At 67.1% G+C, this 24411-nt stretch carries 26 protein-coding genes; 16 read left to right on the plus strand and 10 right to left on the minus strand.

Features of this window, described 5'->3' with window-relative positions; genetic code table 11:
• Window positions 1–225 precede the first annotated feature (225 nt).
• The 3 genes from ACWCIA_RS00120 (at window position 226) to ACWCIA_RS00130 (ending at window position 3804) form a co-directional block, all read left to right on the plus strand.
• Entirely contained in the window at window positions 226–1302 is a 1077-nt protein-coding gene (locus ACWCIA_RS00120; protein ID WP_454159819.1) for an MBL fold metallo-hydrolase, read from the plus strand.
• A 198-nt stretch (window positions 1303–1500) separates the two neighbouring features.
• Window positions 1501–2550, plus strand: coding sequence for an NAD(P)-dependent alcohol dehydrogenase (locus ACWCIA_RS00125; RefSeq protein WP_454159821.1), 1050 nt, complete (start codon window positions 1501–1503; stop codon window positions 2548–2550).
• A gap of 57 nt (window positions 2551–2607) precedes the next feature.
• Window positions 2608–3804: an MFS transporter gene (locus ACWCIA_RS00130; RefSeq protein WP_454159822.1), complete on the plus strand. Its 1197-nt coding sequence runs from the start codon at window positions 2608–2610 to the stop codon at window positions 3802–3804.
• On the opposite strand, the gene ACWCIA_RS00135 is transcribed toward ACWCIA_RS00130, so the two are convergent.
• On the minus strand, window positions 3801–4736 hold the full coding sequence (locus ACWCIA_RS00135; RefSeq protein WP_454159824.1) for a methyltransferase: 936 nt from the start codon (window positions 4734–4736) through the stop codon (window positions 3801–3803). The two genes, ACWCIA_RS00130 and ACWCIA_RS00135, sit on opposite strands and share 4 nt — an antisense overlap.
• 165 nt (window positions 4737–4901) lie before the next feature.
• On the opposite strand from ACWCIA_RS00135, the gene ACWCIA_RS00140 reads away from it, so the two are divergent.
• The 5 genes from ACWCIA_RS00140 to ACWCIA_RS00160 all read left to right on the plus strand — a co-directional run bounded on the left by ACWCIA_RS00140 (window position 4902) and on the right by ACWCIA_RS00160 (window position 10044).
• The gene (locus ACWCIA_RS00140) at window positions 4902–5078 is read left to right on the plus strand and encodes a hypothetical protein (RefSeq protein WP_454159826.1); all 177 of its coding nucleotides are present in this window, start codon (window positions 4902–4904) and stop codon (window positions 5076–5078) included.
• A complete protein-coding gene (gene ypfJ, locus ACWCIA_RS00145) occupies window positions 5075–5944 on the plus strand; it encodes a KPN_02809 family neutral zinc metallopeptidase (protein ID WP_454159828.1) in 870 nt (289 codons plus the stop codon). The genes ACWCIA_RS00140 and ypfJ overlap by 4 nt, the downstream gene beginning before the upstream one ends.
• A 212-nt stretch (window positions 5945–6156) precedes the next feature.
• Window positions 6157–7377, plus strand: a complete 1221-nt coding sequence (locus ACWCIA_RS00150; RefSeq protein WP_454159829.1) for a zinc-dependent alcohol dehydrogenase — start codon at window positions 6157–6159, stop codon at window positions 7375–7377.
• A 9-nt stretch (window positions 7378–7386) separates the two neighbouring features.
• Entirely contained in the window at window positions 7387–8058 is a 672-nt protein-coding gene (locus tag ACWCIA_RS00155) for a hypothetical protein (RefSeq protein ID WP_454159831.1), read from the plus strand.
• 180 nt (window positions 8059–8238) lie between these two features.
• Window positions 8239–10044: a M4 family metallopeptidase gene (locus tag ACWCIA_RS00160; protein ID WP_454159833.1), complete on the plus strand. Its 1806-nt coding sequence runs from the start codon at window positions 8239–8241 to the stop codon at window positions 10042–10044.
• Window positions 10045–10208: 164 nt separating this feature from the next.
• On the opposite strand, the gene ACWCIA_RS00165 is transcribed toward ACWCIA_RS00160, so the two are convergent.
• Window positions 10209–10910: a M23 family metallopeptidase gene (locus tag ACWCIA_RS00165; protein ID WP_454159834.1), complete on the minus strand. Its 702-nt coding sequence runs from the start codon at window positions 10908–10910 to the stop codon at window positions 10209–10211.
• A gap of 28 nt (window positions 10911–10938) precedes the next feature.
• Window positions 10939–11943: a L,D-transpeptidase family protein gene (locus tag ACWCIA_RS00170; protein WP_454159836.1), complete on the minus strand. Its 1005-nt coding sequence runs from the start codon at window positions 11941–11943 to the stop codon at window positions 10939–10941.
• A gap of 115 nt (window positions 11944–12058) precedes the next feature.
• Here ACWCIA_RS00170 and ACWCIA_RS00175 point away from each other — a divergent pair, with 115 nt between their 5' ends.
• Entirely contained in the window at window positions 12059–12373 is a 315-nt protein-coding gene (locus ACWCIA_RS00175) for a 2Fe-2S iron-sulfur cluster-binding protein (RefSeq protein WP_454159838.1), read from the plus strand.
• On the opposite strand, the gene ACWCIA_RS00180 is transcribed toward ACWCIA_RS00175, so the two are convergent.
• Window positions 12339–13274, minus strand: a complete 936-nt coding sequence (locus ACWCIA_RS00180; protein ID WP_454159840.1) for an alpha/beta hydrolase family protein — start codon at window positions 13272–13274, stop codon at window positions 12339–12341. The two genes, ACWCIA_RS00175 and ACWCIA_RS00180, sit on opposite strands and share 35 nt — an antisense overlap.
• A 131-nt stretch (window positions 13275–13405) precedes the next feature.
• Here ACWCIA_RS00180 and ACWCIA_RS00185 point away from each other — a divergent pair, with 131 nt between their 5' ends.
• Both ACWCIA_RS00185 and ACWCIA_RS00190 read left to right on the plus strand, forming a co-directional pair.
• Complete coding sequence (locus ACWCIA_RS00185; RefSeq protein WP_454159841.1) at window positions 13406–13585, plus strand: hypothetical protein; 180 nt, start codon at window positions 13406–13408, stop codon at window positions 13583–13585.
• A gap of 122 nt (window positions 13586–13707) precedes the next feature.
• Window positions 13708–13890: a hypothetical protein gene (locus ACWCIA_RS00190; protein WP_454159843.1), complete on the plus strand. Its 183-nt coding sequence runs from the start codon at window positions 13708–13710 to the stop codon at window positions 13888–13890.
• 115 nt (window positions 13891–14005) lie between these two features.
• On the opposite strand, the gene ACWCIA_RS00195 is transcribed toward ACWCIA_RS00190, so the two are convergent.
• A complete protein-coding gene (locus ACWCIA_RS00195) occupies window positions 14006–14200 on the minus strand; it encodes a hypothetical protein (RefSeq protein ID WP_454159845.1) in 195 nt (64 codons plus the stop codon).
• A gap of 197 nt (window positions 14201–14397) precedes the next feature.
• Here ACWCIA_RS00195 and ACWCIA_RS00200 point away from each other — a divergent pair, with 197 nt between their 5' ends.
• Entirely contained in the window at window positions 14398–14535 is a 138-nt protein-coding gene (locus ACWCIA_RS00200; RefSeq protein ID WP_454159846.1) for a hypothetical protein, read from the plus strand.
• 99 nt (window positions 14536–14634) lie between these two features.
• Window positions 14635–15006: a hypothetical protein gene (locus ACWCIA_RS00205; protein WP_454159848.1), complete on the plus strand. Its 372-nt coding sequence runs from the start codon at window positions 14635–14637 to the stop codon at window positions 15004–15006.
• Between the two features lie 120 nt (window positions 15007–15126).
• Here ACWCIA_RS00205 and ACWCIA_RS00210 read toward each other — a convergent pair whose 3' ends face one another.
• From ACWCIA_RS00210 to ACWCIA_RS00230, 5 genes are all read right to left on the minus strand, one after another.
• Window positions 15127–15336 carry a hypothetical protein gene (locus tag ACWCIA_RS00210; protein WP_454159849.1) on the minus strand — a complete coding sequence of 70 codons (210 nt, stop codon included), beginning with the start codon at window positions 15334–15336 and terminating at the stop codon, window positions 15127–15129.
• Between the two features lie 95 nt (window positions 15337–15431).
• The gene (locus tag ACWCIA_RS00215) at window positions 15432–18299 is read right to left on the minus strand and encodes a bifunctional diguanylate cyclase/phosphodiesterase (RefSeq protein ID WP_454159850.1); all 2868 of its coding nucleotides are present in this window, start codon (window positions 18297–18299) and stop codon (window positions 15432–15434) included.
• A 118-nt stretch (window positions 18300–18417) separates the two neighbouring features.
• Window positions 18418–19188: a fused MFS/spermidine synthase gene (locus ACWCIA_RS00220; protein ID WP_454159852.1), complete on the minus strand. Its 771-nt coding sequence runs from the start codon at window positions 19186–19188 to the stop codon at window positions 18418–18420.
• 114 nt (window positions 19189–19302) lie between these two features.
• Window positions 19303–20007: a hypothetical protein gene (locus ACWCIA_RS00225; RefSeq protein ID WP_454159853.1), complete on the minus strand. Its 705-nt coding sequence runs from the start codon at window positions 20005–20007 to the stop codon at window positions 19303–19305.
• A complete protein-coding gene (locus ACWCIA_RS00230; RefSeq protein WP_454159854.1) occupies window positions 20004–21074 on the minus strand; it encodes a DUF2515 family protein in 1071 nt (356 codons plus the stop codon). The genes ACWCIA_RS00225 and ACWCIA_RS00230 overlap by 4 nt, the downstream gene beginning before the upstream one ends.
• Before the next feature lie 258 nt (window positions 21075–21332).
• Between ACWCIA_RS00230 and ACWCIA_RS00235 the strand changes: the two genes are divergently transcribed.
• From ACWCIA_RS00235 to ACWCIA_RS00245, 3 genes are all read left to right on the plus strand, one after another.
• On the plus strand, window positions 21333–22523 hold the full coding sequence (locus ACWCIA_RS00235) for a GGDEF domain-containing protein (RefSeq protein WP_454159856.1): 1191 nt from the start codon (window positions 21333–21335) through the stop codon (window positions 22521–22523).
• Between the two features lie 96 nt (window positions 22524–22619).
• Window positions 22620–23621: a Ppx/GppA phosphatase family protein gene (locus ACWCIA_RS00240; protein WP_454159858.1), complete on the plus strand. Its 1002-nt coding sequence runs from the start codon at window positions 22620–22622 to the stop codon at window positions 23619–23621.
• Window positions 23622–23661: 40 nt separating this feature from the next.
• Complete coding sequence (locus ACWCIA_RS00245; RefSeq protein ID WP_454159860.1) at window positions 23662–24411, plus strand: hypothetical protein; 750 nt, start codon at window positions 23662–23664, stop codon at window positions 24409–24411.

The raw sequence follows: 24411 nt of genomic DNA on the forward strand, positions 1-24411 counted from the left end.
GAATTGGGTTCATAAGCCCATGCAATCCACACAGGCTTTTCCGACGCGGCGACCGGCTACAATGACGGCCACGCGATGCCGGCAGGACCGCGCGCTGGAACCGAGGTTTTCCTCTAGGGCTATAGCGTCGAGAAAATGCCAACGGGCAACTTCTAGGTTAGGATAAGGGGTTGTGCCGCCCGGCCTCACGCTCCATCAAACAGTTGCAAGAAAGTCGAACCACCCATGACCCGCGTCCTGATCGCTACGATCTCCCTCCTGCTCATCGCCCTTGCCGGATGCTCGGTGCTGGCCTCGGCCAAGCAACCGGCTCACGACTCGCCCCAGTGGCGCGACGGCAAATTCACCAACCCGGTCCGGATGCGCGAGCATTCGGTCGGCGCGATGGCGAAGATCTGGTGGGCCTTCATGTTCGACAAGCCGGCCGGCACGACCCCGGCAGGCACGGTGCCGGTGCAGGCGATCAGCCGCGAAGCCCTGCTGGCGGCGCCCGACAACACCATGTTTCGCCTCGGCCACTCCTCGATCCTGATGAAGCTGGCGGGCGACTTCTACCTGTTCGATCCGGTGTTCTCGGAGCGCGCCTCGCCGGTGCAGTGGGCCGGACCGCGCCGCTTCCATGCGCCGCCGATCGGCATCGAGGCGCTGCCGCCGATCAAGGCGGTGATCCTCTCGCACGACCACTACGACCACCTCGATTACGCCACCATCCTGGCGCTGGCCGGCAAGACGAGCCACTTCCTGGCGCCGCTGGGCGTGGGCGAGCGCCTGCTCGACTGGGGCGTCGATGCGGCCAAGGTGCGCCAGCTCGACTGGTGGCAGGAAACCGAGCTCGGCGCCCTGCGCTTCGCACTGACGCCGGCCCAGCACTTCTCGGGCCGCGGCCTGGGCGACCGCAACTCGACCCTGTGGGCGTCGTGGGTGATCGTGCAGGATGGCCTGCGCCTGTTCTACAGCGGCGACTCGGGCTATTTCGCCGGCTTCAGGGCCATCGGCGACAAGTACGGGCCTTTCGACGTCGCCCTGGTCGAGACCGGCGCCTACGACAAGCAGTGGCCCGACGTCCACATGCAGCCGGAAGAGACCCTGCAAGCCTTCCGCGACTTGCGGGGCAACTGGCTGCTGCCGATCCACAACGGCACTTTCGACCTGGCGCGCCACCGCTGGCAGGACCCGTTCGAGCGCATCAGCGCGCTGGCGAAGGAGGGCGGGGTGGCGATCACGACGCCGGCCATCGGCGAACCCTTGAATCTGAAGCAGCCGCATGCCGGCCGTGCCTGGTGGCGCGAGGTGAAGGAATAATCAGTAGCGGGAAGTATGAATGGGATGGGGCATTCATGAGCGGAATTCATAAGGTCATCCAATCCCGGGTGCGCCCGAGCCTTGTCATTGCCGCTATCATGCAGATTCCATAGGCGTAGAACGCCAGCCCCAACGGCCGGACCGATCCGGCCGTTGTCATTTCAAACACGCGATTTTCAGCAAGCGAAAGGATTTTCCATGACCGTCAAAGCCTACGGCGCCCATGCCGGCGACCAGCCTCTCGAATCGATGGACATCACCCGCCGCGCACCGGGCCCGCACGACGTCCAGATCGACATCGCCTTCTGCGGCGTCTGCCACTCCGACCTGCACCAGGTGCGCGGCGAGTGGGCCGGCACCCAGTATCCCTGCGTCCCGGGCCACGAGATCGTCGGCCGCGTCTCCAGCGTCGGCGCCCACGTCAAGAACCACCGCGTCGGCGACCTGGTCGGCGTCGGCTGCATTGTCGACAGCTGCAAGGATTGTCCCGACTGCGGCGAGGGCCTCGAGAACTACTGCGACCGCATGACCGGCACCTACAACAGCCCGACCCCGGATGCGCCCGGCCACACCCTGGGCGGCTATTCCGAGCAGATCGTCGTGCACGAGCGCTATGTGCTGCGCGTGAACCACCCCGAAGAGCAGCTGGCCGCCGTGGCGCCGCTGCTGTGCGCCGGCATCACCACGTACTCTCCGCTGCGCCACTGGGGCGCGGGGCCGGGCAAGCGGGTCGGCATCGTCGGTATCGGCGGCCTCGGCCACATGGGCATCAAGCTGGCCCGCGCCATGGGCGCGCACGTGGTCGCCTTCACCACCTCGGAATCGAAGCGCCAGGATGCCGAGGCGCTGGGCGCCCACGAAGTCGTGGTCTCGAAGGATCCCGATGCCATGGCGGCCCACCGCAAGAGCCTGGACCTGATCGTTAACACGGTCGCCGCGCCGCACAACCTGGACGCCTTTACTTCGCTCCTCAAGCGCGACGGCACCATGGTGCTGGTCGGCGCCCCGGCCACGCCGCACCCGTCGCCGGAAGTCTTCAACCTGATCGGCAAGCGGCGCGCCATCGCCGGCTCGATGATCGGCGGCATTCCGGAAACCCAGGAGATGCTCGACTTCTGCGCCGAGCACGGCATCGTGGCCGACATCGAGATGATCCGCGCCGAAGAGATCAACGCCGCCTATGAGCGCATGCTCCAGGGCGATGTGAAGTACCGCTTCGTGATCGACAACAAGACCCTCGCCGCCTGATTCCGCAGCACACGCCGCCGGCAGCGTGCCGGCGGCGCATCAACGATTGACATCCCAATGAAACTCGAAATACCTCCCGCTCCGCCCCAGGCGCCAGAGCAGGGCGCAGCATGGGGCGCGGTGTTTGCGCTCTCGCTCGGCGCTTTTGTGCTGGTCGCCTCCGAATTCATGCCAGTCAGCCTGCTCACGCCGATCGCCCTCGATCTCGCCGTCAGCGAAGGGCAGGCCGGGCAATCGATCGGCGTCTCCGGCGCCTTTGCGCTGCTCACCAGCTTGCTCATTCCCGTGCTGGCCGGCCGGCTCGACCGCAAGGTGCTGCTGCTCGGCCTGACGCTCCTGATGATCGCCTCCAGCACCCTTGCCGCCTTCGCCCCGAACTACTTCCTCTTCATGGTCGGGCGCGCACTGATCGGCGTGGCCATCGGCGGCTTCTGGTCGATGTCGGCCGCGATCGCGATGCGGCTGGTGCCCATCGACCAGGTGCCGCGCGCGCTGGCCATCGTCAACGGCGGCAACGCGCTCGCCACCGTCGTCGCGGCGCCGCTGGGCAGCTTCCTGGGCGGGATCGTCGGCTGGCGCGGCGCCTTCTTCTGCATGGTGCCCATCGCCGCCCTTGCCCTGGCCTGGAAGCTGCTCAGCCTCCCGGCCATTCCGGCCGAGGGCCGAGAGGGCTCCGCCAACGTGTTCCGGCTGCTCAAGCGACCGCTGGTGGCCTACGGCATGGCCGCAACCAGCTTCTTCTTCATGGGGCAGTTCGCGCTGTTCACCTATCTGCGGCCCTTCCTCGAGCGCGTGACCGGGGTCGGCGTGTGGACGTTGTCGCTGCTGCTGCTCGTGAACGGCGTAGCCGGCTTCATCGGCACCATCTTCATCGGGCGCTACCTGAAGGGCGGCCTGTACCGCACCCTGGTCGCGATCCCGGCGCTGATGGCGCTGCTCGCCGTCGCCTTCATGGCCTTCGGCGGCTCGTTGACGACGACCGCCATCCTGCTCGGCATCTGGGGCCTGGTCGGCACCGCGGCGCCGGTCGGCTGGTGGACCTGGCTGGCGAACACCCTGCCGCGCGACGCCGAAGCCGGCGGCGGGCTGATGGTGGCCGTCGTCCAGCTGGCGATCATGATCGGCGCCACCGTGGGCGGCATGCTGTTCGACGCGGGAGGGCACCAGGCTACCTTCAGCCTGAGCGCCGTGCTGCTGGTCGTGGCCGCCGTGCTGGCGGGGCTGGCGGCGCGCAGCGAGCGTGCAGCAGCCTAGCGTTTGGTCGCGTGCAACCACACGGCCGCGATCCGCTCCACCTCCTCGTAGCCCTCGCAATCGAGCTGGCCGCCGAAGATGTCGGGGTCCAGCTCCTCGTAGCTCCAGCTGCTGCAGGCCGCGTCCAGTTTCGGGCGGATCGTGTCGAGGAACTCGTCGCGCCCGTCGACGATCGCAATGCCGGTGTAGAGCAGCAGGGTGCCGCCGGGATTGAGGCGCTCGAGCGCCGCCTCGACGATGGCCAGCGACAGCCCGGCCCCGCGCATGTCGCCGCCATGGCGGTAGCGCAGCTGGTCCGGATCGAGGATGTAGGGCGGGTTGGACATCACCAGGTCGAAGCTGCCGTCCAGGTCCTTCAACAGGTCGCTGTGGCGCAGCTCGACCTTGTCCGTGCCGGCCAGCCGGGCGTTGACTCCGGCGATGGCCAGGGCGCGGTCGTTGATGTCGGCCGCGACGCAGGTGGCGTCGGGAAAGCGGGCCGCCACTTCGATCGCCCCGGCGCCGCTGCCGGCGCCGATGTCCACGGCGCGGGCTGGAGCGGCGATGCGCTCCATCGACCGTTTGGCGGCGGCGATGTAGCGGTAGGTGTCGGGGCCGAAGAAGACAGCGTCGTCGTCGCGGGTCGGGAAGGCCGAGTGAAAATACAGGCGCTCGCCGATGGTCGACGCGCGCACGCCGGCGCACCAGCCGCCGTTCTTTTCTTCCACCACGCCTGCGCGCCGCATCAGTTCGACGATGTCATCCGGGACGACGCCTTCACGGAAGGGCCGGCTCCAGCCGAACACGCCGCGCAGGTCGCTCGCCCAGGCATTGCCGTCGCGCCCGTTGACACGGCGATGGGTGGCGGGCGTGACGGTCGTGAATTGGTAGCCTGCGCGCTGCAGGGCCTGGCCCAGCGCGAGCAGGGCATCGGGATCGATAGTTGGGGTCATGCGGCGAGCATGCGGGAAGGCGCGCGCCGACTCTGTTCGCTGGCGTACACACTTCGCTCGAACTTATCCGCCTGACAAGGTTCTTATGTGAATGCCCGAACATACCGCGTCGTGGCGCGCGTCCATACTGGCCATACCGTCATCGGAACCCAGCCAAGGATCGCCATGAAACCATTACTTCCGGACCAGGAACACGTGCGCGTCGAACGCGAAGTCGAGCGCGAACGCCATGAACGCACCCACAACGACGAGGCCCGCGCCGGGCTGGCGGTGGACGACGAATTCCGCATGAAGGACGCGCGCGAAAGCACCAATTCGGGCAACCTGCGGAGGTCGCGATGAAGTGGGAAGGCGACCGCGAGAGCTCGAACGTCGAGGACCGCCGCGGCGGTGGCGGAGGAGGCTTCGGCATCGGCGGAAAATCGGTCGGCCTGGGGACGATTGCCATCGCGCTGGTGGCCTCGCTCTTCTTCGGCGTCGACCCGGGCACCGTGATCGGCATGATGGGCGGTGGCGGCCCGGCGCCCCAGGTGCAGCAGCGCACGCCCGATGCGGCCCCGGCCAACGATCCCGAAACGCGTTTCGTGCGCACCGTGCTGGCCTATACCGAAGACGCCTGGACGCCGCTGTTTGCCTCCCAGGGCGCAGCCTACCAGGCCCCCAAGCTGGTGCTCTTCGAAGGCCGGGTGCCGACCGCCTGCGGCACCGGCAGCAGCGCGAGCGGCCCCTTCTACTGTCCCGGCGACAGCAAGGTCTACATCGACCTGAGCTTCTTCCGCCTGATGCAGCAGCGCTTCAACGTCGGCGGCGAGTTCGCCCAGGCCTACGTGATCGCGCACGAGGTCGGCCACCACGTCCAGAACCTGATCGGCGTGTCGGACAAGGTGCAGCAGGCGCAGCGCTCGATGTCCGAGACCCAGGGCAACGCGCTCTCGGTGCGGCTCGAGCTGCAGGCAGACTGCTTCGCCGGCGTCTGGGCCTACCACACGCAAAAGAAGGAGGCCTTCCTCGAACAGGGCGACGTCGAGTCGGCGCTGGCGACTGCGACGGCGATCGGCGACGACGCCATCCAGAAGCGCTCGCAGGGCACGGTGGTGCCCGATTCCTTCACCCACGGCAGCTCGGCCCAGCGCGTGCGCTGGTTCAAGCGCGGCATGGAGACCGGGGACGTGCAGCAGTGCAATACCTTCGAGGCGCGCCAGCTGTAACCCCTACGGCATACGCGGCGAGCCGAGCCGCGATGCCGTTGGGAAGTTTCGCTTTCCTGCGGCGAACAGTCGCTAAAAATACCTGAAAATCAGTTAAAAAACCTGCGTTCGTTTCCGTGCGCCTATCGTAATTCATAGCGTTTTGACATAAGTTTGGAGCTCATGCGTCCGCATGGAATGGCGGACATGCAAAAACTTTCGAGGAGGAATTTATGCTGGCAATGAACTATCGGGGGCCTTACCGCGTTCGCGCCCAACACAAGTCCGATCCCGTGATCGAACATCCCGGCGACGCCATCATCCGCGTCACGCGCTCGTGCATCTGCGGGTCCGACCTGCACCTGTACCACGGCATGGTGCCCGATACCCGCGTCGGCCATACCTTCGGCCACGAATTCATCGGCATCGTCGAGGACGTCGGGGCGATGGTGACGACGCTGGAAGTCGGCGACCGCGTGCTGGTGCCGTTCAACATCTTCTGCGGCTCCTGCTTCTTCTGCCAGAAAGAACTCTACGGTAATTGCCACAACGTGAACGCGGCGGCCACCGCCGTCGGCGCCATCTACGGCTACTCGCACACGGCCGGCGGCTACGACGGCGGCCAGGCCGAGTATGTGCGCATCCCGATGGCCGACGTCGCCCCGATCAAGATCCCGCACGACATCCACGACGACGACGCCGTGCTGCTGACCGATGCGCTCCCGACCGGCTACCAGGCCGCCGAGATGGGCGACATCAAGGAAGGCGACACCGTGGTCGTGTTCGGCGCCGGCCCGGTCGGCATCTTCGCCGCCAAGTCGGCCTGGCTGTTCGGCGCCGGGCGCGTGATCGTGGTCGACGAAGTCGAATACCGCCTCGAGTTCGTGAAGAACTACGCCCAGTGCGAAGTGGTCAACTTCAAGGACGTGAAGGACATGGCGATCCACATCAAGAAGATGACCGACGGCCTGGGCGCCGACGTCTGCATCGACGCCGTCGGCTGCGACGCGGCCGGCAGCACCCTGCAGACCATCACCGGCCGCCTGATGAAGGCCCAGTCCGGCTCGGCCATCGTGCTGCACTGGTGCATCAACTCGGTGCGCAAGGGCGGCAACGTGTCGATCGTCGGCGTCTACGGCCCGACCTTCAACGCGGTGCCGATCGGGAATGCGATGAACAAGGGCATCACGATGCGCATGAACCAGGCCAGCGTGAAGCGCCACCTGCCGCGCCTGATCGAGCACATCCGCGCCGGGCACATCGATCCGAAGCAGATCATTACGCACCGCATCCCGCTGGAAGAGGTGGCGGACGCGTACCACATCTTCTCGAGCAAGCTCGACAACTGCATCAAGCCGATCCTGATCCCGCCACGCGCCCACGAAGTGCGCGCCGTCGCGGCCAGTGTGTCGACCGCCACCACGCCCGGCACCACGCCCAGCACCACGCCATAAGGAGGACACATGGAAAGCCAAACCGCCATGACCAAGAACGACGAGCAAGACCAGCCGAGCCCGGGCCAGGCAGGCCTGGAGCGCCTGGGACACGACCATACCCATGACCACGAGCATGGCTACCGCCACCCGGTGCAGCCCGAGGCGAAGCAGACCCGCCGCACGCGCGAGCAGCTGACGCACATCAAGGGCTGGGGCGCCGACCTCGACCACAAGAACCGTCCGGCCGTGCCGATGGAACGCACCCCGCCGCGCTACACCCCGGCCAACATGGCGACCCCGCCGGCGCAGGAGCAGCACGTCGAAGTGCTGGTGTCGAACGAGCGTCCCGGCATCACCCAGCTGCACGGCACTGTCCAGCCGCCGTCCGGCCTGTCGGGCATGCTGCGCCGCGCCGCCTTCAAGTACTCGGAAAACGACCTGCGCCACTGGCTGATCCTGCTCGGCGCCGACCGCATCAACGTCGTCGAAGGCGTGGTCGAGGACCTGGCGCACGGCCACGTGCCGAACATCCTCGGGGAAATGGGCATCAAGTCCGAGTGGCAGCACAACAAGGCCGGGCTGGCGAAGAAGGTCGCCATTGCCGGTGTGCTGGCCGGGGCTGCGTATTACTTGATGAAGCGGCGCGACGATGATCGTTATGACGATGATCGTTACGACGACCGCTACGACAGGTATTAAGGCGCAATATCCACAAATAAGCTTACGCATCACTGTCGCCCCGCCGCCGCGTTTCCACGCGGCGCGCGGGGCTTCTTGCGTTTGAGCAATTACTGTTTTTGAGGCTCGTCCAATATTCGATGAGGTCCGCCGCACCTTTGCGGTTAGGAAACTTCGCTGCGACTATCGAATGGAGACGAGATGAACCTTCGCACACGCCTGCTGGCCGTCCTGGTCGCCAGCTCCTGCGCCAGCTTTGCCGCTGCCGCACCCATGATGAGCGCCCCGAAAGCGCCTTCGCCACAAACCAATGCGGCGCTGGTGTCGAAGCTGGCGCAGGCGCGCGCCGCGCGCGGACTCGACAACAACCACGGCTTCACGGTGGCCCTCCAGCATCCGGGCGTGCAGGGCACCCAGGTCGTGCGCGCGGCCCACACTTATAAAGGCCTGCGCGTGTTCGGTTCGGAGTCGGTGGTGGTGCTCGACGCGTCCGGCGCCATCGTTTCCGAAGCTGCCTCGGACCGGCGCCTGCACCTCGGGCGCGGCCCGTCGAACCGGCTCGGCGCCGCCACGGCCGACTTCGACGTGAAACCCGCGATGCCGCCCAAAGCGGCGGTCGACGCCGCCGTGGCCGCGACCGGGGCGGGCGCCGCCCACATCACGCCGCCCACCTCCGAGCTGCTGATCTATCCGGTGATGAAGACCGAGCGCCTGCCCGGCGCCGCCGACAAGCTCGATGCCGAGCTGAACGCGCTCGACGTGCAGGAAGTCGTCGACCATTACGAGCTGGCCTACCTGGTGCGCACGCGCATGCAGCGCGGGGACAAGCCGCTCTATTACGACACCATCGTCAGCGCGAAGAACGGCCGCGTGATCGACCGCTGGAACGCCCTGCAGACCGTGATCGGCGTCGGCAAAAGCCAGTACAACGGCGAGGTGCCGATCAGCACCACGCAGTCCGGTTCCAGCTTCCAGATGCTCGACCCCGAGCGCGGCACCGGCGGCACCCACGGCGCGATGGCGATCACCAACGCCAACGGCACCAGCAGCGCCGGCAAGATGTACACCCACACCAGCAATACCTGGGGCGACGGCAAGCAGTACATCCGCGGCGGCAGCACGACGGACGCCAACGGCCAGACCGCGGCCGTGAACGCCATGTGGGGCCTGATGAATACCTACGACGCCCTGAAGAACGTGCTCGGCTGGCAGTCGCTCGACGGCCACAACACGGCCACCTACATCGCCGTCCACGTCAACACGGCCTACGACAACGCCTATTACAGCGACACCTGCCGCTGCATGTTCATCGGCGACGGCTCCAGCTTCACCAGCCTCGGCTCGATCGACGTGATCGGCCACGAGATGGGCCACGGCGTGACGGCGGCCACCTCGAACCTGATCTATTCCGGGGAATCGGGCGGGCTCAACGAATCGAGCTCTGACATCGGCGGCGAGGTCGTCGAGGCCTATGCGCGGGCCGGCGGCAAGGGCGAAGTCATTCCCGCCAGCGGCAACGACTGGATGCTCGGCACCGAGATCAGCCCGCGAGGCGAGCCGCTGCGCTGGATGTACCGCCCCAGCAAGGACGGCAGCAGCCCGGACGCCTGGAGCACCTCGCTCAAGCGCCTCGACGTCCACTACAGCAGCGGCCCGAACAACCGCATGTTCTACTTCCTGGCCCAGGGCTCGAAGAGCGACCAGGCCGGGGATCACTACAGCAAGTACCTCGTCAAGTCGCCCCAGGCCATGACCGGCATCGGCATCGACAAGGCCTTCCGCATCTGGTTCAAGGCGAACACGACCAAGTTCACCTCGAGCACCAATTACGCCGAGGCGCGCGCGAAGATGATCGAGGCGGCGCAGGAATTGTACGGCGCCGCCAGCCGCGAGGCGATTGCGGTGACGCGGGCCTATGCGGCGATCAATGTGGGGGCGGATGTGGATGAGGTAGGTACGGAGCTCCCGCGCGCCGAGCCCGTGGCAGAAGCAACCGCGGCGCTGTAGTACGTAGGGTGGACGGGTCTCCCGTCCACGCGTTCAACGGACGCTGGCGTCACCACAATATGTAATCTCCACACCAATCGTGTCCATCGTTGGCATCGTCGCGATTGTGCTACCTGCGGTTGAACGCGTGCACGGGAAAACCCGTCCACCCTACGAAACTCTGATCAATCCCCCAGCAACGGATACGGATTCACCGGCGTCCCTTTCCACCACTGCTTCTCCGGCGTCAGCGCCACCACCGCGAAATGCAGGTGCGGCGCGTTCGGATCGGCGTTGCCGCTCACACCCACGTAGCCGAGCACGTCGCCGCGCTTGAGCTGCATGCCTTCCTTGATGCCGTCGGCGTAGCGGTCGAGGTGGGCGTAATAGTAGGCGTGCTTCTCCGCCGGGTCGAACTGGTAGAGGGTGATGCCGCCGGCCTTGCTGTCGAACAGCTTGACGACCTTGCCGTCGCCGGCGGCGCGCACCGGCGTGCCTTTCGGGGCCATGATGTCGAGCGCTTCGTGGTGGCGTTCCTGGCCGCGCGGCTGGTCGAAGGTGTCGGTCAGCGCGCTGTAGGCGACGCCCTCGACCGGCACCAGCAGCTTGGCCGGCATGCTGCCGCCGGCCGTCAGTTCCGGCGCGGTGGGCGTGGCGCTGGTGGCGCCCGAGGCTGGGCGGATCGGCAGCTCGGCGTCGTTCAGGTCGGTCGGGATGGCGTTGGCGGATGCCGGGCTTGCCGCCCCGGCGGGAGGCGCGGCCGCCGGCGCACCGGCGGCCGCTTCCGTCACGATCGGGTCCGGCGCGTTAGCGACCTCGCGCAGGTAGATGAACAACGCGGTGGCGCCGACCACAGCGCCGAGCAGGAACGAAACCAGCCATTTCATCGAAGCCTCCCTGGGGTGAACAAACGGTTTACTGCTGCAGCACCACCTGCGTGCCCGCCGCGACCACGCCCGCCACTGCGGCGGCGCTCCAGTTGGTCAGGCGGATGCAGCCGTGCGATTCGGTCTTGCCGATCGTTTTGGGGATCGGCGTGCCGTGGATGCCGTAGTGCTCCTTGGACAGGTCGATCCAGACCACGCCCACCGGATTGTTCGGGCCCGGGGCGACCTTGGCCTTCTTGTCGCCCGGCTCGGCATCCCAGAACAGTTTCGGGTTGTAGTGGTAGGTCGGGTTCGGGTGCACGCCATTGATCTTCCAGTTACCGATCGGCAGCGGATCGTTCGAGCTGCCGGTCGAAGCAGGATATTGCGCGATCAGGCGGTCGGACGCATCGAACAGCATCAAGACCTTGCGGCTGTCGCTGACCACGACCTTGCTTGCCGCCGGCAGCGGCGCGCCGCCGTGCACGCTCGGTACGACGATCTGTTCGCCGGCGCGGCTGAAGTCCTTGCCCGGGTTCAGGCGCTGGAGCAGGGTGGGGCTGGCGTGGAATTTCTCGCCCAGACCCTCGAGCGAATTGGCATAGCCCAGCTTTTCCAGCTTGGCCTTTTCCATCATGTCTTCGGGTACGTCATGGAAGGGACCGGCGACATCTTCCTCGGCGATCGTGTAGTTCACCAGGGTGGCGGTGGTGTCCTGGTTGAGGGCGTTGAAGGTGGCCTCGTCGAGCTTGCCGGTGGGCTCGAGGTTGCGCGACTTCTGGAAGGCGGACAGGGCCTGGCGCATGTTGGAGCCGTAAGCGCCGTCAATTTCGCCGGGCGAGAAGTGCATGCGGTCGAGCAGGACCTGGGCGCGCAGGATGCGCTCGAATTGGGCGCGCTTGGCGGCGGCAGGGTCGACTACGCCGGCCTGGCCGGGCAGGGTTTGTCCAGGCTGGACTTGCGCGGGAGCCGGGGCCGCTTGCTGGGCACTGGCCGGGATGGACATGGCGCCTGCGAAGGCGGCGAGGACAACCGGGGCGACAAATTTCTTCATAGGGCACCTGCAATGCTGACTTAAGGAAACTCCAGCGTAGGCTTGGCGCACTCATCGGTCTGTGCGGGAACGAACCCAGTCACCGGCCACCCCGCCGGCGTTACAATCAGTAACCATGAGCGATCCTGCAACGACTTCTCAAGACAGCTTCACGATCACCCTCGAACCCCTCGGCTGCAGCGTCCCGGCGCATGGCGCGACGGTGCTGGCGAGCATCGAGGCAGCCGGTTTCACGCTGCCCAATTCCTGCCGCAACGGCACCTGCCGCACCTGCCTGTGCCGCCTGCAGGGCGGCAGCGTACGCTACCTCGTCGAGTGGCCGGGCCTGTCAATCGAAGAGAAGCGCGAACACTACCTGTTGCCCTGCGTCGCGGTGCCGATCAGCGACGTGATCGTCAACGCGCCGCTGGCGCGGCGGTCTTGGGAGTAGGCTGCGCGGTCGCCGCCAGCGCGCGCTCGATCGCGGCCGCCACCAGCGGCCAGGAAGCCGAACTGGCCGCCACCTCGTCGTAGTGGCTGGCGCCGGGCAGGATCACCACCTCCGCGCTGTCGCCGGCGGCGCGCGCACGCTTCGCGTAGTCGTGCGCCACGCGCGGCGGCGAGATCGTGTCCAGCTCGCCCGTCACGAGGACCGTGTGGCTGCCGTTGGGCAGTAGCTCGGCCGCGTTCGTGTCCACGTAGACGTCCGGCCGCTCGCGGCTCGGCTGCCCGGCCAGCTCGGGCGTGTCGCGCCCGCAGCTCGCCTTGATGAGTTCGCGTTCGCGGCGCAGGTCGGCCAGGCCGCCCAGGCTGACCACCGCGCGCACCGGCAGCATCTTGCCGCGGTACAGGGGACTGCTGGCCGGAATGCGGCTGCGGCCCGCGATCCACTGCACCAGCTGGCCGCCGGCCGAATGCCCGACTGCCACCACCCGGTCGAGGTCGAGCTTCGCGCTGCCGGCCTGGACCGAGAGGGCGTCCAGCGCCGCATGCATGTCCTCGTACATCCCCGGATAGCCGCCGCCCGGCTCGTCCACGCGCCGGTATTCGACGTTCCAGACCGCGATGCCGCGTGCGCGCAGGGCGCCCGCCATGTTGCGCAGCTGGGTGATGCCGCCGAATTTTGCCGTCCAGCAGCCGCCATGCACCAGCACCGCCACCGAGAAGGGGCCGGGACCCTCGGGGATGAACAGCTCGGCGTATTGCGAGGGCGCCGGGCCGTAGGCGATGCGGGCGGCGGGGGCGGGGCCGGTCAGGGCCATGTAGTCGGCAAGGATCATGGGTGCGGAAGTGGCGAGGGTGGGAACGATGGCCGACAGGAGCGCGGCCAGCAGGAGCGGACGGATTTTCATGGGGGTGCCAATGACTGGAAAACTTGAACTATACGCAAGTTTACCCGATGCGCACGATTGAAAACCTTTCCCGTTCTTCCATGCTAGTCTGCGCAAAACGTCAATGTTTTCATCTACCACGGGAGAGCACCATGAACGAATCGAAAGCGAACGATACCCAGAGCAAGCAGTCCGACCGCATGTCGGAAGAGGACATGGCGAAGAAGCGCGCCGGCAAGGAAGACAAGAGCAGCCACGACGCCAAGTCGCGCGTGCGTGCCGGCACCGGCGAAGGCGCCGGCGGCGGCGCCAAGCAGAAGCAGAATCACTAAGCAGCGGAGCTTCTCCGGATGCCCCAGGCGGGACACTTGCCTCCGGCATCCGTGTTCTCTTGTCCAGGGCGGGCGGTCCTCCCGGCCGCGCGCCTTGCGGTTCACTTATTGGAGATAAATCGATGATGGATACGATCGATCCGCGTCACGGCGAACACCCGGGCGCGCTGCATGCCCACTCGACGCCGGACCCGGACCCTTCGCCGAACCCGCCCACGATTCCGGTGCCGGACGACGTTCCCGATCCGGCGCATGCGCCCGTCGAGGAGCCCTTGATCCCCGAGCCGCCCATCCGGGCCGAGTAAGGAGACGCCGGCCTGCCGGCTGTCCAAGCGATGCCGCGCCGCGGTGTCGCCTGCCTTGATTCTCTTACCTTTCCGCTATAAAAAACTGCCGCACGCGGCGGCAGTTCTTCCCTCCTTACTGTTTCGATTGCCCGCCGTCTTCCTGCTTGCTGTGCTCGCGCGCGCTGCCTGGCTGGAGCGGCGGGATCTCGCGGATCATCTCTTCGGTTTCCTTCTGGGCCGGCGTCTTTTCGCCGCTGCCGATGTCGCCTTCGTCCAGGTAGGCGCCGCCGGATGCGGCTGGGTCGGTTGGGTGTTTCGTTCGGGTCATGGTGCACTCCAAGGCTTGGTCAATGTTGGAACAATCCTAACAGCCGTCACCTGCCACCGGCGCGCAGTACGATGGTGTTGCGTCGTTGCCTAAAAACACAGAAAGTTACAATTATGTTCGGTACCGAACGTTCCTATTTTGTGATTTTTTTTATAATATATTTTCATGAGCTGATCGATTGAATCACGGAGACACAGATGGGCAATTCGCTGCACAACAAGATTTACCTGGGCCGGAGCACCGGCTTTGCTTCGCGCCGCTTCCAGGGCGTGCTGGCCATCGGCGGCATCGTCGTCGCAGGCCTGCTGTGGGTCGTCCTGCATTCGTCTCGCTAAAACGGGGCGGGGCGCCGGAACGGCGCCTGACGAAGCATCGGTTGCCGCCCGGCGCCGTGGCGGTTACCATGACGGCCGCAAACGACACCTAAGGCGGCAATGAAGAACGAAAAACTGACGACAGACGAATACAACGCGCTCGAGTTCATCCGGCGCGGTGCGCGCACCGACCGGGTCAATGCCTGCGTCGGACGCAATGCCAAGCGCCTGTCGGGCCTGAAGATGATTTCCTATGCCCGCGACGGGCGGGTCGACCTGACCGAGAAGGGCCAGCAGGTGCTGTTCCTGCGCGCCTGCGTCGAGGCGCTCACGGCCCTCGAGGCGGACCCGGCGGCATCCATTCCGGGCGACGTCGCCCAGTTCCTGATCCGCAAGTCGCACATCGCGCAGCGCGAAGACGGCAGCTTCGAAGTCACGCCGCGGGGACTGGAGTCGCTTGCCGACATCCGGGCGCAGGAACCGCGCAAGTAAGTTCAGGACGGCAGCGCTGGTTGCCGGCGCTGCTTGTTGTCAACGTAAACGACAACGCCGACGCGTGGGCGTCGGCGGTACGGTATTCACCAGGCCCGCCTGGCCGGGCCGGCTGGCTGCTCAATAGCGCCGGCGGCGCTGCGGATAGACCAGGGTGCGCACGGCGATTTCGGCCGGCACATTCATCGCCGCAAGAAACTCCGCTGCGCGCTGCAGGCCCAGCGTCGGTACCGAGGCCACTGCCTGATTGACCAGGTCGCGGGTGCGCAGGTCAGTCCTGGTGACGCGTGCCTGTGCCGCCTGTGCGGAACGTACTTCTACTTCTTCCATCGTCGGTTCCTGAAATTGCAATAGAGACACGACTATTGTAGAGCAACGATGTGAAAATTACCACAGCTCAATTCCTATCATGAATTACAGGGGGCTCAGGCGTTCGCGGCTTCCGCTTCGGCTTCCGCGTCCACCGTCGGCGCCGCCGTCTCCTCGAGCGCCAGGCCGCGGCCTTCGCGCAGCAGTTGCTCGAACTGGGCGCTGGCGAGCGGCCGGCTGAAGTAATAGCCCTGCATCTCGTCGCAGCCGTGGCGGCGCAGGTAATCGAGCTGCTCGGCCGTCTCCACACCCTCGGCGATCACGGCCAGTTTCAGGTTGTGCGCCAGGGCGATGATCGAGGTGACGATGGCTTCGTCGTTGGCGTCGCGCGTGATGTCGGCCACAAACGAACGGTCGATCTTCAGCACGTCGATCGGGAAGCGCGACAGGTAGGACAGGCTGGAATAGCCGGTGCCGAAGTCGTCGATCGACAGGTTCACGCCCAGCGCCTTCATCCGGTGCAGCAGGTCGACGGCCGGCGTGATGTCGCTCATGAACAGGCTCTCGGTGAGCTCGATCTCGAGGTATTTCGGCTCCATGCCGGTGTCCTTCAGCACCGCCTCCAGGCCTTCGATCAGGTCGGGCGCGCCGAACTGGCGGGCCGACAGGTTGACCGCGACGCGCAGCTTGTCGAAGCCGGCGTCCTGCCAGGCCTTGTTCTGGGCGCAGGCCGTGCGCATGACCCAGGCGCCGATCGGCACGATCAGGCCGGTTTCCTCGGCGATGCTGATGAAGCGGCTCGGCGGTACCATGCCCAGTTCCGGATGCTGCCAGCGCAGCAGCGCTTCCATGCCGACGATCTTGCCGCTCTTGAGGTCCAGCTGCGGCTGGTAGTGCAGCACGAATTCGTCGCGTTCGAGGGCGTTGCGCAGCGCGCCTTCGATGCGCACCCGCTCCAGCGATTCCTCGTTCATGGCCGGGGTATAGAACTGGAAGTTGTTGCGGCCCAGTTTTTTCGCACGGTACATGGCAATGTCGGCGTGCTCGATCAGGGCGTCGGCGTCGGTCGCCTCGCTCGGGTAGACGGCGACCCCGATGCTGCAGGTGACGAAGAATTCCTTGGTGCCGAGCATGACCGGCTGGGCCACCGCCGCCATCACGCGCTCGACGATGGCCGGCGCCAGCTGCTGCTCGCCGTGTTCCGACACGATCACGACAAACTCGTCGCCCGACAGGCGCGCCACCGTGTCGAGGTCGCGCAGGGCCGAGCGCAGGCGCGCCGCCACCGTCATCAGCAGCACGTCGCCGGCCTTGTGGCCCATGCTGTCGTTGACGAACTTGAAGCGGTCGAGGTCGATCAGCATCACCCACACCGGATTGCCGCTGCGGTTGGCGTAGGCCACCGCCTGGCCGAGGCGGTCCTGCAGCAGCGAGCGGTTCGGCAGGCCGGTCAGCACGTCGTGCTGGGCCACGTGGTGCACGCGCTGCTCGGTCAGCTTGCGCTCGGTGATGTCGCTGCCGGTGCCGCGGTAGCCGGTGAACTTGCCGTGGCCGTCGAACACGGGCTGGCCGTTGACGCAGAACCAGCGGGTCTCGCCATGGTCGTCGACCACCTGGTATTCGAAATCGTTGAAGGGCTGGAAGCTCTTGACGCAGGCGATGTGGGCGCGCCCGCTGTCGCTGTCGCCCAGCGAGGGGACGTAGTCCCAGCGCGTCTTGCCGAGCAGGTGCTCGACCAGGATGCCGGCCTTTTCGGAAAAGCCGCCGGTGATCATCGTGAAGCGCAGCTGCGCATCCTGCTCCCAGTACCAGTCCGAGGACATCGACACCAGCTGGCGGAAACGCTGTTCGCTCTGCTGCAGGGCTTTTTCCGTGCGTTCGCGCGCGACCATGTCGTCGACCAGGCGCCGGTTGGTGCGCTTCAGGTCGGCCGTACGGGCGCGCACCAGCTGCTGCACGCGGCGCGTGCGCTCGCCCGAGTTCTGCACCCAGGCCGCCGTCAACAGGCTCAGCAGGATGCCGCCGGCCAGCGTCGCCAGCGAGGCCAGGTGGTCGGCCGCGAACGGGCGCGGGGTGGCGGCCACCTCGACCAGCCAGGGGCGGCCGGCGACATCGAGCGTGCGGATGGTGCGGCCGACGTGTTCGGGGGCGATCCAGCGCGACAGCTCGTCCGGTTGCGGCATGGTGCCGCCGCTGCCGGTGCTGAACACCAGGTCGGCCGCTACCGGCTGGGCGCCCGCATACACGGACATCACCACGCGGTCGTCGGCGAGCAGGCCGGCGCCGCCCAGCGCGCGCTGCACCAGTTCGCGTGCGCGCACCACCACGGCGGTGTCGCCGACCAGGGCGCCGGCGCGGTCGTGGACCGGCAGCAGCACCTGGAAACTCGGCTGGGGATGCGGGTCCTGCACCAGCGGGAACAGGGGCGTGGCCGCGGCCCGGCCTTCAGCCTGCGCCCGCGCCAGCGCGTCGTTGATCGGCGCGCGCGTGCCCGAATCGAAGCCGAAGGCCGCTTCGTTGCCCGCCATCGGTTCCAGGTAATGCACGATGTTGTAGACCGGCCGGCGCTCGGCCGCGACCTGGACGCCGTCGCGCTCCTCGCGGATCACGGTGCCGGGCAGCACGGCCTGCAGCTCGGACTCGACCGCAGCGCGTTCGCTGTCGGCCACCAGCCGGTGGTAGTTGAAGGCCTTGATGAAGGGATGGCGCTGCAGCAGCGGCGCCGTGAAATCGTGGAACTGCTCGCGCGTGACCGGCGTGCCCAGGGCGAACAGGCGGTTCGTCACCGTGATCACCTCGACCGCATCGTGCAGGCCTTCGCGCACCGCCGCCACCCGCTGGTCGGCGCGCTGGGCGAACGACAGGGCGAGGTTGTCGTATTCCAGGTGGCTCACCCCCAGGAACAGCGCGATGGACGCGGCAAGGCCGGCCCCGAAGGTGAGGGCAGCCGCGCGGGTCGGAGAAAACGGGAGGCGACGCAACATGTTCCGTCCTGGAATTATTTGCCTACGGGCATTAAACGAAGAAGTTTGTCACATCTTCGGTTGTTTCCGCAAACAATTCATGCGGCATAAGCGAGGATGAGTGCGACTGTCGCCGCGATCAGACAGGGCGGCATGTCAGCCACATAACGAGCGCGCGCGCCAGCAGCCGGTTCAGGAAGGCGAAGCGCAGGCCGCGGCGGCGCCGGACGCGCTCGAGCATGCGGACGGCGCTGGAGGAGGCCGCCGCCCCGGGCGCTGTTTTTAACGCAAACAGCAGGTGGTTGTTGCCGGCGATGCCGTGGAAGTCGCAGACCCGGCCGCCGAAGGCCGCCTCGACGCGTCCCACCAGCGCGCCGTGGGCCGGGTCGTAGGCGAGGATGTTGGCCACCAGCACGCCGTCCTCGCGCAGCGCGCGCCGGCAGGCGGCGTAGAAGGACGCGCTGCCGAGCGCCTCGGGCATGCCGGCGGCATCGAAACCGTCGAGCAGGATGACGTCGAAAGAAGCTGGCGCCGCAGCGAGATAGGCGGCGGCGTCGGTGTGGACGATGCGCAGCCGGGCGTCGTCGGCCGGCACGCAGAACTGCTCGCGCAGGGCGATCACCTCGGCGCTGATCTCGAGCACCGTGATGCGCGTGCGCGGGAAGTGGCGATGGCAGAATTTGACCAGCGAGCCGCCTCCCAGGCCCACCATCAGGATGTGGCGCGGGCTTGGCGCGAAGAGGGCGAAGCACATCATGGCACGCGCATAGTCGAGCACCAGTGCGTCGGGGTGCGAGAGCAGCATCTCGCTCTGGATGTCGCCGTCCTGGAATTCGAGGGTGCGCCGGTTGCCGCGCGTGCGGACCAGCGGCGCGGTGCGGGATTCCGTGGAGGCGGTTGGGGGTGGCATGACGCCAGTATAGCGATGAGCGGGAAACCGCAGAGCGTCGGGCAAAACGGATGAGCGCGGCGTGTGCCCCGACTCAGGCCGTGCCGGCCAGTGCGGCGATGCGATGGCGCATCTTCATTGCACGCTGCTACCGGTGACGGCATTCTCTGGGCGCTGCCAGCGCCTGGGCTCACCGCGCTTCCAAGAATGGACATCGTCGCCTAGCCCGATATCGATAAGAAACAGGTAAGGTGGTTCCCGCGTCCAGCAGCCTTCGGTGCATTTCAGTCGAAAAATCATGCTGTACATCGTCGGAACACGCAAATCGTTCCACGCCATGTATCCCGGCTCGAACATACGGTCGTAGAGCCGCTTCTTTCCTTCCGGCGTCAGGTCGAACCAGGTACTGTCATTGTCCGCCCAGGGTTCCCAGCCGCCCGCCTTGAACTGGTTCTGCAGATTTTCCAGGATGGCAACGGCCTCGTCGAAGGGCATCGGCTCCAGCATCGGCGAGGTGGCAAGCGTGATCGCTTGGTTTTCCGAGAAGCCAAGCGCGGCAAATTTAGTCGGCGGCAGGGTGAAGCCGTGCTTCGGATCTGTGAACCGGATGATCACGGCCGGTTCCGTGACCCAGATTGCGCCGAACTTGTGGTATCCCGGATCCTCGGCAGGCCGGTTCGAGCGTTGCAGCGCCGGGTAGCTGGACTCCTTGATAACCTGCTCGAAGGTCTGGCCGAGGCGGAAGGCCAGGACCGTCGGCTCGGGTGTGCGCGAATGCCACCAGGCGGCGACGGTGGCGAGACCAGCCAGAATGGCCACGACTCGATACCGGCGCTTCACGCCACACCTCCACCGGCGGCAATCGCGCGCATCGACGCCTCGACATAGGGGCGCTCCGGACCGTGCACGAGGTCGTGGAACTGTCTGGCGGCTGCCAGCACGAATTGCATGCGCTGCTCCACCACCCATAATTGTGCATTCTTGTTCCGAGAGAACCACGACGTGAAACCCGTCTTCGCCCTACACTCGGCCGACAGCGTCAGTTTGATTTCCTCGTAATCACCGGTCGGAAATCCGGTCGCCCAGGCATACTGGTTCATGGCAAGCAACTTCTGCAGAACGGGATCGCTGTACATGATTTTTTGGAGGATATTGACTTGTTCATGCTTGGCAAGGCTTGCAACGCTCGATGCCAGATCTTCCGAATCGATATGCCCGAATCCTTCCCTAATTTCGGCAAATGGCGTTCCAAACCGCAGCGTGTTCCTGTTGACCGCCCAATACACCGGGTATTTGTCGTTTTGCCGTTTGTCCAGATAGGTGCTGAACTCCTTCCACCCCCGCTCCATGAAAAATCTATGCAGCGGATAAATATCCAAAAACAAATGCGCATTCCCGAAGCCGAGCTTCCGGTACATGTACTGCGCCGCTGCCTCGGTGCTCGATTGCACGGCGGTAGACGCTCCCGCGCCCGGGAACGCGGCGAAGGCCCGGCCCACCTGCTCGCGCACGCGGCGGTTCTTCTCGCTGACCTCGGCCGAATGCAGCAGGCCGCAGCCGACCTGCTTCGATGCGAACGCGGCCAGCCCTGCCCACTGGAAGCGGTTGTCGGCCAGCCATAACTTGGCGTAGGCGGCATTGATGCGGTGGTTGCGTTCGCGGTCATTGCCCTCGAAGCTGCCGTTAATCTTGAGGACGTCCTCTGCCTCCTTCTGGAAGCTACCCCACAGGTGTTCGGGCGTCAGGATGTGGACGGCAATCGCCTTCTGCAGGGTGGCGGCCGGGCCGACGCAATGGTGGAGCTTGCATTCCTGGATCGGCTTGATGTTCCTGTGGACCGGGATGCCGTGGTACTTGTGTCTGGCGAACCAGGGGGACGGCTCTCCGGGTAAATATCTGGCCTGCATCACGGATTTCCTGTCAGTCGCGAGCCGCTCGGGCAAAGTCTCCAATCTAGTCGGGGATGAGATCGCCAGCTTGAGGGCGCGCAGAAGTGGCCATGACGCCCCGACCCAGCCTCCGCGTCTTGTTCACAAGCATCAGATTCTGCTAAGCTGGCCGCAGCCGCCACACGGAGTATCCATGTTCCCCGATCAACCATCGATCACCGCCAGCAAGCGCCGAAACGCGCCTGTCCACCTCGACCACGCACGCCGGGCGCCGCAATGACCTCCATGGATCCGACCACGATGGTATTGGTGCTCGCGCTGGGCAACCTGGTGCTGTGCAGCGCGCTGTTCTTTTCCGAGGCCGGCGGACAGCGCAGCCCCGCGGCGGCCACCTGGAGCGTGTCGAAACAGCTCCAGGCCGCGGCCTGGATCCTGCTTCTCCTGGGCAGCGCGCGCGTGGTACCCGAGCCGCTGGCGATCCCCGGCGGCTGGGCGCTCCTGATCGGCGGCGTCGCGCTCGAAGCGGGGGCGCTCTGGGAGGCGGACGGGCGCATGCGCTGGCGCCGCGCGATGGTGCCGCTGGCGCTCGCCGCCGTGCTGGCCTTCCTCGTGTCGTACTGGATCGATGAGGAAGGCCTGCGCACGCTGGCCGCGGCCCTGCTGCTCGGCGCCTTCTACCTGCTGGGCGCGGCGGCACTGGCGCGCGGCTGGCGCGAGGCCAGCATGCTGCAGCGCGCGCTGGCGATCACGATTGCCTTGCTGGCGCTGGTGGTGGCCGCGCGCGGCATCCTGGTGCTGGTCATGCCCGGCGGCTGGCGCTGGCTCTCGCACGACATGCTGCGCCAGTTCTCGACCGCCGCCTTCTACCTCCTGATGCTGGTGAGCGGCTTCGGCTGGCTACTGCTGGGGCGCGAACGCCTGCAGCGCGACATGGCGCGCCTGGAAGTCGTCGACATGGTGACCGACACGGCGAACCGGCGCGGCTTCTTCCAGGCCCTGGCGCCGTGGATGGCGCTGGCGCGCCGCCCTGGTTCGCCGACCGCGCTCGTCGTGCTCGACCTCGACAGCTTCACCCGCGTGAACGAGGGCTACGGCCACCCGGCCGGCGACGTGGTGCTGCGCCACGTGGCCGACCTGTGCCGGCGCCAGCTGCGCGACAGCGACCTGCTGGGGCGCCTGGTCGGCGGCGAATTCGCACTGCTGCTGCCACGTACCGGCGGCGAGGAGGCGATGCTGGTGGCCGAGCGCATGCGCGCGGCCATCGAGAGCACGCCGGTGAAGACCGAGCGCGCCCTGATCTCGATGACGGCCAGCTTCGGCGTGACCACGATCCGTCCGGAAGACAGCAACCTGACCCTGTTCCAGCGCGCCGGCGCCGCGATGCGCATGGCCAAGGACGGCGGCCGGAATACGGTGCGCCTGGCGCCGCGCCCGGTCGCGCCGGAGACCGCGCCGGATACAGAATAAGCGCGGGATCGGGCCGGGCGGCTTCGGGTCGCCGGCGGTCATCGGCGCGTCACAAAGCCCGGCCATACTCGGGGTTCCCCGTACCCAGGACGAACCATGGCCGAGCCCACCCCAGCAGCACCCGTCTACGCCGCCGTCGAACTCGGGTCCGACAGCTTTCGCCTGCACGTCGCCAGCGTCGAGCATGAGGCGGTGCACATCCTCGCCACCCTGAACGAGCCGATCCGCCTGGGCGCGGCCATCGGCGCCAACGGCTGCCTGGGACCGGAATCGATGCGGCGCGCGCTGGCCTGCCTGCGCGACTTCCGGGCCAGCCTGGCGCCCTGGGAGCCGCGCGCGGTGCGCGTGGTCGCCACCGCCGCGCTGCGCCAGGCCTGCAACACGCCGGCCTTCCTGGCCGCCGCCGGCGCAGCGCTCGGCCATCCGGTCGAAGTGATCAGCGGCGAGGAAGAGGGGCGCCTGGTCTACCTGGGCGTGGCCGGCGCCCTGGGCGCCGCCGGCGCTGCCGGTGCCGCCGGTGCCATCGGAGAGCGCCGCCTGGTGCTCGACGTCGGCAGCGGCTCGACCGAAGTCGCGCTCGGGCGCGGCATGCAGGTCGAGCTGGTGCAATCCTTCGGGGTCGGCGCTCTGCGCCAGGGCCTGGCCTTCTTCGGCGACGGCATCTCGCCGGCCGCCTTTGCCGCCGCGCTGGCATCCTCGCGCAGCCGGGTGGCCGACGCTGGTGCGCTCGTCAGTGCATTTGCAGGAGTGCAGGGCTGGCCGCGCGCCTACGGCGCTTCGGGCTCGCTGCGCGCGCTGGCCGAGCTGGCCAGCGTGCCCGTGCTCGACCTGGCCGGCCTGCAGGCGCTGCGCCACGCACTGGTCGACCAGGGCGGCCTGGCCCTGGCCGCACGCGCCTGGCCGCAGCCGGGACGCGCCGTGCAGTTGGCCGGCGGCCTGGCGCTGCTGCTGGCGCTGGTGGAAGAACTCGGTATCCGCGAGCTGGTGACGGTCCAGGCCGGGCTGCGCGCCGGCGTGATCCGCGACCTGCACCGCCGCGCGCGCGAGGGCGGGCAAGAGGCCGGGCAAACGTACGCGCCCTATCCGGAATGCGCGTGATCGACTATATTGTTTATCTTGTTAAGCAGTGGAATACCCAATGACCAGAAAATCGGTTCCCGCAGCGGGCCGGGGCGCGACCCCGCCGGCGCGGGCGAAAGCCGCGACCCCTGCGGTTGCAGCAACTCCGGCGGCGCCGCGCGCCCGCCGTACGGCCCCGTCCGACAGCGAGGCGTCCGGCGCTAGCGCCGCCCGCGCCGCCGTGAAAACCGCAGCGAAAACGCCGGCGAAAACGTCGGCCAGGGCGCCGGCGCAAGCCCCGGCCAAGGCCAGGGCGACAGTGAAAACCGCAGTCAAGGCGGCCGCCAAGCCAGTCGCCAAGCCGGCCGCGAAGGCAGCCGCAAAGCCTGCCGCGAAAGCGGTGGCCAAACCTGCAGCCAAGCGTGCGGCGAACGCGGACAAGGCCCCGGCAAAGACCGTGTCGAAAACCGCCGCGAAGGCGGAGGCCAGGGCGCCGCGTGCAAGCGCCGCCAAGCCTGCCGCGGCAGTGAAGAATGCCGCCATAGCCATCGTCAAGGCGGCGAAGGCTGGCCCGGCCGGCCGCGCCGCGCCGACAGCCGGCGAGGGGCCGCGTCCGGCGCTGGTGCGCGACAGCTTCACCATGCCGGAGTCGGAATACGCGGTGCTGGCGGCGGTGAAGCAGGCCTGCCTGAAGGCGGGCGTCGAGGTCAAGAAGAGCGAATTGCTGCGCATCGGCGTGGCCCTGGTCGGCCGGCTCGACATGGCCACCCTGCGCCAGGTGCTCGACAGCCTGCCGCAACTGAAGACGGGGCGTCCGCCGGCCAGCTGA

The organism is Massilia sp. SYSU DXS3249 (genome assembly GCF_053668055.1).